Raw genomic sequence first — 12,860 nt, forward strand, 5'->3', positions numbered from 1 at the left:
ATCAGGTGAATAAACGTCACCGTGAATCGGTAGAGTAAAACGGAATGTCTATTGAGGAAGGACAAGCATGTTCGAACGGTTTACCGACCGTGCACGGCGCGTGATTGTGTTGGCGCAGGAAGAGGCAAGGTCCCTTCAGCACAACTACATCGGCACCGAACACCTGCTGCTCGGCCTGATTCGTGAGGGCGAGGGTGTGGCCGCCAAGGCGCTGGCCTCGAAGGGCGTGGAGCTTGACCCCACCCGCAAGCAGGTTGAAGAGATGATCGGCAAGGGCAACGCTGCTCCGAACGGGCACATCCCCTTTACTCCGCACGCCAAGCAGGTGCTGGAGTTTTCGCTTCGTGAGGCCCTTCAGCTGGGGCACAGCTACATTGGCACTGAGCATATTCTGCTCGGCCTGATTCGCGAAGGCGAAGGTGTCGGCACTCAGGTGCTCATCAAGATGGGTGTTGATCTGGGCGAGCTTCGTAGCGCCACTATCGATATGATTCGTGGCAACTCCGGTACTTCCGGCGATGGCAAGGGCGACCTGGCCAACGCAGGTGGCGTTGCCGACAAGCAAAATAAGTCCGGCTCCGCCATTCTTGACCAGTTCGGCCGCAACCTCACGCAGGAGGCAGCTGAGGGCAAGCTGGATCCGGTGATTGGTCGTACCAACGAGATTGAGCGCGTTATGGTGGTGCTCTCTCGCCGTACCAAGAACAATCCGGTGCTGATTGGTGAGCCTGGCGTGGGCAAGACCGCAGTGGTCGAAGGCCTGGCCCAGAAGATCAACGCTGGCGATGTGCCGGAAACCCTGAAGGGCAAGCAGGTCTATTCGCTGGATCTTGGCTCTATGGTGGCCGGTTCCCGTTACCGTGGTGATTTCGAGGAGCGCCTGAAGAAGGTCTTGAAGGAAATCAAGACCCGCGGCGACATCGTGCTGTTCATCGACGAAATCCATACCATCGTGGGTGCAGGCTCCGCGGATGGTGCTCTGGGCGCCTCCGATATGTTGAAGCCGATGCTGGCCCGTGGTGAGCTTCAGACCATTGGTGCCACCACCACCGACGAGTACCGCAAGTACATCGAGAAGGACGCGGCTCTGGAACGTCGTTTCCAGCCGATTCAGGTGCACGAGCCTACCATTGCTGAAACTATCGAGATTCTGAAGGGTCTGCGCTCCCGTTACGAGAACCATCATCATGTGACCATCACTGATGGTGCGCTGCAGTCCGCAGCCGAACTCTCCAGCCGCTACATTCAGGATCGCAACCTGCCGGATAAGGCCATCGATCTGATCGATGAGGCAGGTGCGCGCCTGCGCATCAAGCGCTTGACCGCTCCGCCGGAGCTCAAGGAGCTAGACGAGAAGATTGCCAAGGTGGCAGCCAAGAAGGATGAAGCCATCAAGGCTCAGGACTTCGAGAACGCCGCCAAGCTGCGCGACAGCCAGGAGAAGCTCGAGGTCGACCGCAAGGCCAAGGAAGATTCCTGGCGCGAAGGCGAGTCCGACGTCAAGATGGTTGTGGACGAGGATGTGATCGCCGAAGTCATCAGCTCCACCACCGGTATCCCGGTGTTCAAGCTGACCCAGGCCGAATCCAAGAAGCTGCTCAACATGGAAGCCGAACTGCACAAGCGCATCATCGGTCAGGATGAAGCGGTGTCCGCACTGTCTCGCTCGATTCGCCGTACCCGTGTGGGCCTGAAAGATCCGAAGCGTCCGTCCGGTTCGTTCATCTTCGCCGGTCCGACCGGTGTGGGCAAGACCGAGTTGGCCAAGACTCTCGCCGAATTCCTATTCGACGATGAAGACGCATTGATTCGCGTGGATATGTCCGAGTTCTCCGAGAAGTACGCGGCCTCCCGCCTCTTCGGTGCACCTCCGGGATACGTGGGTTACGAAGAGGGCGGCGAGCTCACCGAAAAGGTGCGTCGCAAGCCATTCTCCGTGGTGCTGTTCGATGAGATCGAGAAGGCTCACCCGGATATCTTCAACACGCTGTTGCAGGTGCTGGATGACGGCCACTTGACCGATGGTCAGGGCCGCAAGGTGGACTTCAAGAACACCATCATCATTCTGACCACCAACCTTGGTACGCGTGACATCGCAAAGGCCGCCAATACGGGCTTCAACCTGGGCGCCAACAACGAGTCCAGCTACCAGCGCATGAAGGACCAGGTCAGCTCCGAACTCAAGCAGCAGTTCCGTCCGGAGTTCCTGAACCGTTTGGACGACATCATTGTCTTCAAGCAGCTCACCGAGCCGCAGGTGCGTCAGATCGTTGATCTCGATGTCAAGCAGCTCAATGACCGTCTGTTCGACCGTCACATGTCGCTCGAGCTCACCGACGCTGCCAAGGATCTGCTCGCGCAGAAGGGCTTCGACCCGCTGCTCGGTGCACGTCCGCTGCGTCGTGTGATTCAGCGCGACATCGAGGACGCCATCTCCGAGAAGATTCTGATGGGCGATCTCGAAGATGGTCAGCGCGTGGTGGTGGACGCCGAAGGCGAAGGCATCTTGGGTGAATTCACCTTCAAGGGTGAAAAGTTCGAGGAGCCTGCCAAGGCAGAAGGCGCAGACGCCGAAACTGGTGAAGGCGACAAGCCTGAGTTGGTCAGTGCCCAGGCTGCGGATGACTCCGCACCGGCTGCTGATACCGGCGATGCTGGTGAGCAATCTGCTGAATAATCGCCGCTGACAATGCATATAAGTAAGGGTCTTGGTTCCATAAGGAATCAAGACCCTTTTGCTATGTCACAACTACCCTGTGGCATGATAACGCAACCTGATATTTTATGCTGTAGTGGGATACTGTTCATACATTGATGAAAAGCTATACTAGATGCATTATCAGTGTCGAGGGGAGTTGTTTCAATGTTCGGTTTATTCAATGAAGAGAACGACGCAGTTCGTAAGATGTCATGGCATTACTCTGCTGAGCAAAACAGGATGGTTCCATGTGATAATACGCCATGCGATAAGCATGGTGCCTGCGATGTAATTGCTGCGAACGAGTATGAGGCAACGGTAGAGGTCAACAGAAGAATATCGTTGTATAACGAACATGAAAAGAGCAAAAACAGGAATCCAAATACCGTTTTGCCGAGTGAATATGACAATTGCTCGTTATTTAAAGGTAATTTACATTCTACAATAATCAGTTTTAATAGTTTGTATATTGGTAATGCGAGATATATGCCAACTGTTAAAAAATTCACACCTTATAATTATGATTTGACAGTTAATTTTGCTAAAAGATGTGAGAAATGTCATGGTAAAGGAACAATCCATGATGATAAGGAAAACAAGGATATTGAATGTCCTGAATGCAGGGGTAGTAAGTATTCAGAAAAATGCAGTGCTTCACCAGCAGATATGGTTTTAATACAGGATATAAAAGACGATGAGGATGCTCGTTTCCATGATTTTGTTAAAAAATATCCTGATGAATTCAATGAATATATGCGTCATGTGATGATGTCATCATGTTACCTGGCTAATAAAGGAGAGAAGGCTTTATATTTAATAGATATTAAAAGAAATTTTAAACAGGACATGGCTAATAATCCTGATGAAACTCTTATACATATGCGTGATTTAAAGTCTAAATATGATGAAATCATGAGGTATGAGCCTAAGGGATTAAAATATAATGATATCATGGCAATGGCTATTAATTCACATTATAAAAAAGAAAAAGAACCACTGGAAATAATGTCATTTCATAATTATGTTGACAAAAAGACAAAAGAACAAAAAGTGGTAATGATTTGCCGTAATATAAATGATAATAACAGATCCACATATAAAATTTTTACTGAAGCAGATCCCAATATTATGGTTGGAGGAAAAGCTTTTCTTAGAGCGGCATATGGCTCAGGTTATGATTTCACTGATCCTACTGGAGTGCCTTGTTTAAAGCTGAGAAATGTAAAAATAGCAATACGTCCTTATTGGGAAAATTAATGTTTTAATAAAATCCTTGTGAACACTAATACGTTGGTATTAATGTTCACAAGGATTCGTCGTGTGCGTATTGTCTAGGCTCAGCCGCTGAAGTCGACTTCACCGAGCTTTTCGATGAGCTTCATATTCTCGGAGTAGTCAACCGGGCAGGCAATGATGTCGATGCCGGAACCGGAACGCAATGCCGAACGCAGCGTGGGGTAGAGCTGGTCGGCGGATTCGATGAGATGGCCCTTGGCACCAAAGCTCATGCCAAGTTCCACCACGTCCGGATTATTGAAATCCACATATTCATGGGTGCCGTCGTGAATATCCATCTTCCACTTGATTAGGCCATAGGCTTCATCAACCCATACCAGAATCACGATGCGGGCGCCCACACGCACGGCGGTTTCGATTTCCTGCACATTCATCATGAACGAACCGTCACCCATGACCGCGAGCACCGGGCGTCCCGGATTTTCCAGCGAGGCAGCCACCGCACCCGGCAGCGTCCAGGCCATCGTAGACAGGGAGTTATCAATCACGCAGGTGTTCGAATAATACGTGGGGTAGAGACGGGCCATCCACATCTTCAAGGCACCGGTATCCACCAAAGCGATATCGGTATCGGTTTCCATTGCACGGCGTGTATCGGCCACGATACGTTGAGGTTTCATCGGGAAGGAATCATCATCCGCATACGAAGTGTATTCGGTTTCCAGCAGCTCGTGAATCTTCGGATGCGAGACGCCGAATGTCACATGCTCCGCATGCAGTTGGGCAATCAACGCCTGCAGCGTGGCGTCGATATTGCCCATGATGTTTAATGCGGTGGAGTAATGCGCATCCGTATCTTCAATGAAGGTATTGATGTGGATGATGGTCTTATCATCATTCGGATTGATCTTCTTCGGATCGAACTGCTGGATGGAGAAGCCCACGGCAATAATCAGATCAGCCTCATCGAACGCGAAGTTCTCGTAATCATGGCGCATGAAGCCCACCACGCCGAGCGCCAGCGGAATGCGATCGGAAATCACGCCCTTGCCTTCGAACGTGGTGGCCACCGGCACATTAAGCTGCTCGGCCAAGGCCAGTAGACGGTTCTCCGCATGGCCGCGGGCCACGCCATTGCCGGCCAAGATGATCGGATGCTTGGCACCGCGAATAATGCTCACAGCGCGAGAGATCGTGTCGGCAGTAGGAGCGAAGCTCATCGGATTCGGCAGCGGCAGCGGGTGAGCATCCTCGGGAGCGGGCATTTCGGCCACATCCTCCGGCAGAATCAAGCAAGTGGCACCCGGGCGGTTGCGCTGAGAGATGGAGAACGCCTTTCGAACCATTTCCGGCACGGAAGCCGGTTCCACAATCATCGAAGTCCACTGGGTCAGCGGGCGGAATACAGACACCAGATCAACAATTTGATGCGATTCCTTATACAGTCGGCTCACGTTGCCTTGCGCGCAGATGGCCACCATTGGCGTGGTGCTGGCGTTCGCCTGTGCCACCGGAAGCGTCAGATTCAGAGCGCCCGGGCCAAGGGTAGCCAGGCAAACGCCGGGTTTGCCTGTCAAATGGCCTTGCGTGGCGGCCATGAAGCCTGCACCTTGCTCATGACGGGTCAGGATGAAACGAATGCGACCGTCGCGCTCAATGGCTTCCATCAGCGGAATGTTCTCTTCGCCGGGGATGCCGTACATGGTCTCAACGCCTTCATTAACAAGACATTCCACGAACAGGTCGGCTACGGTACGGATGTGATCGGTGTTCTGAGTCGGTGTATTCACGCTAGGGAAGTCTAACAGTCGGGATATGCGAACATCAGCAAGGCATGTTGGGTGGCAAAGAGCCTGAATGTGCCTTTTCCCTCACTATGTATGCATGGGAACCAAGGTGCCGCATACATAGTGAGGATTCGGAGGTCTAAACCGGCGCTATGTATGCGGATGCTTCGTTCGGCCGCATACATAGCGCCGGTTCGCGCGATTACGGTGGGGATTGCTGAGACAAAGAAGCCGCTAAGAGTTAACTTAGGCGTTGAATGGGCGTGGAAATTCATTCAACTAGCCGTCTTAGCGTAACAGTGTGAGCAAGGGCATGAATCGCCGGCAGTGGGCCGGCAGGCGGCCTAAGGTCGCCGTAGCGGTAATCATCGCGACTGTACTTACGATTCTTTTTGTTCCCAATGCTGTTGCTGGAGCTGCAGGAACTGTTCCTTTTTCCGGAAATGATGCCGCTACTGGCACCAGAACGGTGACCATCGCGGACATCACCGATTTCCACGGCCATATTGAACGCGGAGCGGATAATGCGGCCGCATTTACATTGGCAGACAGCCATAATCCAGGCAATATGGTGCCTGTTTCCTCTGGCGACTTAGTAGGCGGTTCTCCATACGAGTCCGCTGTGGCTAAAGATCAGCCGACATTGGATATGGCGAAATCCTGGGGATTGACGATTTCCGCAGTCGGTAATCATGAATTCGATCGCTCGGTGGCTGACTTCAATAACCGGATTGCCTCACCTGCTAATGGCATTGATTGGCTATGCGCTAACGTATCGGCACGCAACAAGGCACCGGGTGGCAAACTGAGTCGGGTCAAGGATTATACGATTCGAGAAGTCAATGGAAAGCGTATTGGATTCGTTGGTGCATTGACTGATGCACTGGGCTCGGTGGCTACCCCGCAAATCACGAAAGATGCTGATTTGGATGAGCGGGCGGTTGATGCAGTCAATCGAGTGGCGCATGAGCTCAAGCAATCCGGCAAGGTGGATGCGGTAGTTGCGCTGATTCATGCTGATGCCTCCGCTGCGCAAGGATTGGGCAAGGATGTGGATGTGGTGTACACAGGCCATACGCATGCGGTGAAATACGCGCGCACGGATGGTGGAGCCCCGATTTATGAAGCCGGTAGCTTCGGACGTGCAATGGCGGTGCAGGATCTGGTCATTACCGGATACGGACGCAGATCCAGAGTTGCAGTGCAGAACGTGGATCTTGGCAATGGCACTGAACAGGCATCGTCTACAGTTCCCGGCGTGATTCGGGTGGAAGGTCTTGATGCGCATACCACGCAATCGGCTTGGATGTCTGCCGGTTCAACGGGCGAAGGCATGGTTGATCATGCCCAGCATGTGTATGCGGTTGCGCAGGCGCATGCAGCACAGGTAGGTGGCACTATTGTCGGTACGCTGGCTGCTGGTACGAATTTTGATAAGCGCATCGAAAACGGTCAGGAAGATTCAGTGGGCCGGCTGGTGGCGGATGCGAATCGCGCCATGATTCAGCGAACCCTTTATGCTGGCGAGCGTTTGCCTGTAGTCGGTTTTTCCAACGATGGCAGCCTGCGCACTGCGAAACTTGACATGGACGGCAATGGTAAGGTCAGCGTACGCGAAGTGGATTCCCTGATGGCTCTGCAGTTCAAAGCCGCACATGAAACCTTGACTGGCAAAGATCTGAAAAATGTCTTGGCTGAGCAGTTCCGATTCAAGGATGGGCAGTTGAAACGTCGGTGGATTGGAATTTCCTCAAATGTGAGTTATCGATTTGTGGAATATCAATCAACCGAAGCGGGGGAGGAGACCCAGGATAAGGCCGGCAGCCACCCAGCAAATACCAGTTTTGATGGTGATGATAATCATCGTGCGGTTGATATTACTGATTTGTTCATCGATGGCAAACCGATTGCTGATGATGATTTGGTGATTGCGGCATCTAACTCATATCTGCTGCAGGGTGGTGATGATTACCATGCCTTCCGCGCAGGAACGAACTATGGCGAGCTCAATATGCCATACAGTGAGCCACTGAAGCAGTACCTCGCCGCACATCCTGCGCTCGCGCCAGTAAAACTGCCACAAACCGGTATGAGGGCCTAGAAGAAAGGGGAAAACGGACCCTGTAAAACGAGAATGGGCTTCCCTCATTGTGGAGGGAAGCCCATTACTTTAGCAAGTAGTAGTGGCTACTGCCTATTACTTAATGGCGTTCAGCCACTGTTCCTTGGTGGCCTTCTCGGCCTCGAGCTTCGCCTTCTTCTTCGGATCGGACTCAGCGGCGATCTTGGCGTCGAGCTCGGCGAGCTGAGCGTTTAGCTGCTCTTCGAAGCTGGACTTACGGGCATCGGCCTCAGGGTCGGACTGCTTCCAAGCGGCATCCTCAACGGACTTGATCTGCTTGTCCACAGCGTCTAGACGGTTCTCGATGCGGCGCATATCCTCGCGCGGCACGTAGCCGATCTGATCCCATTCTTCCTGAATCTTGGCCAGCTCCTGACGAGCCTTCTTGGCCTCGGCATCGGTCTTGACCGGCACCAGGGCTTCAGCTTGGACCAGCAGCTCTTCCTTCTTGGCCAGATTCTCCTTCTCTGCGGTGTTCATCTGGTCGCGGTCGGCCTGGCGAGCGTTGAAGAACGCGTCCGCGGCCTCACGGAACTTGGCCCACAGCTCATCGTCCTCGTTGCGGCCTGCGCGGCCAGCCTTCTTCCAACGATCCATCAGATCGTTGAACTTGCGAGAAGTCTCGCCCCAAGCGGTGGAATCCTTGAGCTCATTGGCTTCGGCAATGATGGCTTCCTTGACTTCCTTGGCGTGGTTGCGTTCGTTGTCGCGAGCCTGAGCCCACTTGCGGCGAGCCTGGTTGAATGTGGTACGAGCTGCGGAGAAGCGCTTCCACAAGGCTTCAGCTTCCGGCTTGTCAATGCGAATAGTGGTGCGTTGGTGGTTCTGCCACTCGTCAAACAGGTTGCGGAACTTGTCTGCGGTGGAACGCCAGTTGGTGTTGTCGCCCAGGGATGCGGCCAGGGCCTCGGCCTTCTCGACAATGGCGGTGCGCTCGGCAACAGCCTTGGCAACAGCGGCCTTGCGGGCCTCGGCCAGTGCGGTCTTCTTGGCTTCGCCGGCTGCCTTAAGCTCCTCGAACTGAGCCTTCAGGGCGGCAATATCGCCCACCACAGCCGGCTCGTTGGTCTCTTCGCCCAAAAGCTTGAGAGATTCGTCAATCTCGCGAGCCTTGACGTTCGGAGAGGTCAGACGGTTGGCGAGCAAGTCAAGCTTGGCTTTCAGATCAAGGAAGCGACGGGCGTACAGTGCCAAGGCTTCTTCCTTGGAAACATCCGGGAACTGGCCGACTTCGCGCTCGGCGTCGCCGTCCTTTACGAACACGGTGCCGTTATCGTCCACGCGGCCGAATGCCTCGGCTGCCTTGACATCCTCCTCGGAGTAGGCGGAGGTGTTGGCCGGGGCTGCAGTGTGCTGCTTGGCCGGGGTCTTCTTAGCGAATGCAGCAGGGGAGGGAGCATGCGGCTTCGGCATTGAAGCGGGAGTCGGCTTGGCCTCGCTGACCGCGGGTGCGGGTGTCGTTGCCTGCTCTTCGGTTGCAGCGGTGTTTTCGGTTTCGGTGACAGTCTCGTCGGACATGGCCAGCTCCTTACAAGCGTAGTGTGAGTGAGTGGAAGCGCCTCGCATGCTGGAAAATCGCATGGCTTGACGCAACCCTCACCTATTATATTGATTTCGTGGCTAAAGGTGCATCAATATCAGGATTCCCGGAGTGGCTCCCCTCCGAACGTGTTGTGGAGCAGCGTGTTATCGACACGCTTCGTAAGGTTTTTGAGCTCAATGGCTTCATCGGCATTGAGACGAGAGCGGTGGAAACTGGCGCTTCTCTGCTGAAAAAGGGCGAGACCAGCAAGGAGATTTATCTGCTGAGCCGTCTGCAGGAAGTCGGTCACGAATCCGACACTCCCATTGAGGAGCGTTTGGGTTTGCACTTCGATTTGACCGTGCCGCTGAGTCGGTATGTGGTCGAGCACTCGGGTGCATTGACTTTCCCGTTCAAGCGTTGGCAGATTCAGAAGGTATGGCGTGGCGAGCGTCCGCAGGAAGGTCGTTTCCGTGAGTTCGTTCAGGCGGATATCGACGTGATTGGTGCCGGCGACCTGCCGGACCACTATGAGGTCGAGCTGCCGCTGGTCATGGTTTCCGCATTGGAAGAGCTGCGTGCATTCGGTCTGCCGAAGGCAACCGTGCACGCCAACAACCGCAAGCTTTCCGAAGGTTTCTACCGTGGCCTTGGCTTGACCGACATCGAGGGCGTGCTGCGCGAAATCGATAAGCTTGACAAGATCGGTGCCGATGAAGTGGCCCGACTGCTCACCGAGTCCTGCGGGGCTAGTGAGGCTCAGGCCCGCGCTTGCCTTGAACTCGCCGAACTGACCGCGGCCGATGGCAAGGAACTGGCGGAAAAGTTCGATGCGCTGTGCGCCGCACATGGCATTGCACAGGATTCGGAAGCCTATGCGTTGGCTCGTCAGGGTCTCGATACGCTGGCTATGATTGTGGACGAAGCCGCTGTGATTCGCCCCGGTTCCGTGATTGCCGACCTCAAGATTGCCCGTGGCTTGGATTATTACACCGGTTCCGTCTACGAGACCTTCCTTGACGGTGCCGCATCTCTCGGCTCCATCTGCTCCGGTGGCCGTTACGACAATCTGGCCTCCCAGGGCAATCGCAAGTACCCGGGTGTAGGCCTGTCCATCGGCTTGAGCCGACTGGTGAGTTACATGCTGCACACCGCGGGCGCTCACGCCAACCGTGTATCCCCGGCCGCCGTACTTGTGGCTGTGTGGAATGAGGAAGATCGTCCGGCTGCCAATCGTATCGCTGCCCAGCTGCGCGCTCGCGGCATCGCTACCGATGTGGCACCCACTGCAGCCAAGCTTGGTAAGCAGATCAAGTATGCGGATAAGCTCGGCATTCCGTACGTATGGTTCCCGGCCAGTGCCGCAGACAGCGAGAACGGTGAAGCCACTGGAGACGAGGTCAAGAACATCGTCACCGGTGAGCAGGTTGCCGCTGATTGCACGTCGTGGGAGCCGGATACTGTGGTTGCCCAGCAAACCGTCGAAATCTGACGAATTCGCGCGAAAAATCGAGGAGAAACAAGACAATGAGCCAGACGGCTTACAGAACACATCATGCCACTGACGTGACCGAGGCCTTGGTGGGCCAGAAGGTCACCCTCGCCGGTTGGGTCGACCGTCGTCGTGACCACGGCGGCGTGGCCTTCATCGACCTTCGCGACAACACCGGTTTGGTGCAGGTCGTTATCTATGACGAGGAAGTGGCCCGTCCGCTCCGCTCCGAGTTCGTGATTCAGGTCACCGGTGAGGTGCGCCTGCGCCCGGATGGCAACGAGAACACCCACCTTGCCACCGGCAAGATTGAGGTCGTTGCCGAAAACATCGAGATTTTGGCCAAGGCCGACGCCCTGCCGTTCCAGGTCTCCACCGCGCTCGAGAACGAGTCCGAGAACAAGCTGCCGGGTGAGGACGTTCGTCTGAAGTACCGTTACCTCGACCTTCGCCGCCCGTCCATGCAGCACAATCTGAAGCTGCGTTCCGACATGGCCAAGGCCGCTCGCCACGCCCTCGAGGATATGGACTTCACCGAGGTGGAAACCCCGACCTTCATCAAGTCCACTCCGGAAGGCGCTCGCGACTTCCTGGTGCCGGCCCGTCTGGTGCCGGGCTCTTGGTACGCTCTGCCGCAGTCCCCGCAGCTCCTGAAGCAGCTGCTCATGGTTTCCGGCGTTGAGCGTTATTACCAGCTGGCCCGCTGCTACCGTGATGAGGACTTCCGTGCTGATCGTCAGCCTGAGTTCACCCAGCTCGATATGGAGATGAGCTTCGTGGATCAGGAAGACGTGATGGCTATGGCCGAGAAGGTTATTGCCGCCATCTGGAAGACCGCTGGCTACGAAGTCCAGCTGCCGCTGCCGCGTATCACCTGGCAGGAAGCTATGGATAAGTACGGTTCCGACAAGCCGGATCTGCGTTTCGGCAACCCGCTGGTCGAACTCACCGATTACTTCAAGAACACCCCGTTCCGTGTGTTCCAGGCTCCGTACGTGGGTGCCGTGCTCTTCAAGGGCGGCGCCTCCACTCCTCGCCGTCAGTTCGACGCATGGCAGGAATGGGCCAAGCAGCGCGGAGCCAAGGGTCTCGCCTACGTGGTCTTCGCTGAAGACGGCGAGCTGAAGGGCCCTGTGGCCAAGAACCTCTCCGAGGAAGAGCGCGCTGGTCTGCGCGAAGCCGTTGGCGCTGAGCCGGGCGATGCCGTGTTCTTCGCCGCCGGTTCTCGTGAATCCTCCCAGCTGCTGCTGGGTGCCGCCCGTGTGGAGCTCGCCCGCCGCGAAGGCCTGCTCGACCCGAAGAAGTTCGCCTTCACCTGGGTTGTGGACTTCCCGCTGTTCAAGCCCACCGACGACCCGGATGATGATGACGTGGCAGTCGGCCACTCCAAGTGGACCTCCATGCACCACCCGTTCACCATGCCGAGCAAGGATTGGATCGACAAGTTCGACAAGGATCCTGAGCACGCCATGTCCGACTCCTACGACATCGTCTGCAACGGTGAGGAGATGGGCGGCGGTTCCGTGCGCATTCACCGCGATGACATTCAGGATCGCGTGCTGAACGTGCTGGGCATCTCCCCGGAGGAAGCCCAGGAGAAGTTCGGCTTCCTGCTCGAGGCCTTCAAGTACGGCGCTCCGCCGCACGCGGGTATCGCCCTTGGCTGGGATCGTACCGTGTCCATCCTGGCCGGTGCCGACACCATCCGCGACGTTATCGCCTTCCCGAAGGCTGGCGGCGGCCGCGACCCGTTGACCGGCGCCCCGGCTCCGATTACGGACGAGCAGCGCGCTGAAACTGGCGTCGACTACGACCCGGACGAAGACTGATTTCAGATTTGAAATAGATGTCTGAGGAGGTTCTCCACCAATATGGAGAGCCTCCTTTTTTGTTTGGAGATACTTATATCAATGGGATAGGCCTTCAATGCTTATCCACTGCCTTATTGTGCCTCCATCGTGTGGCAACTCTCTCACGGTGTGGCAATTCTCTCACGGTGTGGT

General features: G+C 55.4%; 7 protein-coding genes. 5 read left to right on the forward strand and 2 right to left on the reverse strand.

Translation table 11 applies throughout. The features are described 5' to 3' along the window. The first annotated feature begins 67 nt into the window (after positions 1-67). Positions 68-2,677, forward strand: a complete 2,610-nt coding sequence (locus tag Tam1G_RS01600) for an ATP-dependent Clp protease ATP-binding subunit (protein WP_033890240.1) — start codon at positions 68-70, stop codon at positions 2,675-2,677. 186 nt (positions 2,678-2,863) lie between these two features. Then, a complete protein-coding gene (locus Tam1G_RS11480) occupies positions 2,864-3,955 on the forward strand; it encodes a DnaJ-like cysteine-rich domain-containing protein (protein ID WP_034534879.1) in 1,092 nt (363 codons plus the stop codon). An 80-nt stretch (positions 3,956-4,035) separates the two neighbouring features. Here the strand turns inward: Tam1G_RS11480 and Tam1G_RS01610 are convergent, their stop codons facing one another. Next, positions 4,036-5,724, reverse strand: coding sequence for an acetolactate synthase large subunit (locus Tam1G_RS01610; protein WP_193349251.1), 1,689 nt, complete (start codon positions 5,722-5,724; stop codon positions 4,036-4,038). A gap of 310 nt (positions 5,725-6,034) precedes the next feature. Between Tam1G_RS01610 and Tam1G_RS01620 the strand changes: the two genes are divergently transcribed. Further along, entirely contained in the window at positions 6,035-7,822 is a 1,788-nt protein-coding gene (locus Tam1G_RS01620) for a bifunctional metallophosphatase/5'-nucleotidase (protein WP_101625363.1), read from the forward strand. A gap of 96 nt (positions 7,823-7,918) precedes the next feature. Here the strand turns inward: Tam1G_RS01620 and Tam1G_RS01625 are convergent, their stop codons facing one another. After that, the gene (locus Tam1G_RS01625; RefSeq protein ID WP_033890246.1) at positions 7,919-9,361 is read right to left on the reverse strand and encodes a DUF349 domain-containing protein; all 1,443 of its coding nucleotides are present in this window, start codon (positions 9,359-9,361) and stop codon (positions 7,919-7,921) included. 98 nt (positions 9,362-9,459) lie between these two features. On the opposite strand from Tam1G_RS01625, the gene hisS reads away from it, so the two are divergent. Then, entirely contained in the window at positions 9,460-10,857 is a 1,398-nt protein-coding gene (gene hisS, locus Tam1G_RS01630) for a histidine--tRNA ligase (RefSeq protein ID WP_033890447.1), read from the forward strand. Between the two features lie 35 nt (positions 10,858-10,892). Then, on the forward strand, positions 10,893-12,686 hold the full coding sequence (gene aspS / locus Tam1G_RS01635; protein ID WP_033890247.1) for an aspartate--tRNA ligase: 1,794 nt from the start codon (positions 10,893-10,895) through the stop codon (positions 12,684-12,686). Positions 12,687-12,860: the final 174 nt, after the last annotated feature.

The organism is Bifidobacterium imperatoris, assembly GCF_002860405.1.
GTDB classification, from domain to species: Bacteria; Actinomycetota; Actinomycetes; order Actinomycetales; family Bifidobacteriaceae; genus Bifidobacterium; species Bifidobacterium imperatoris.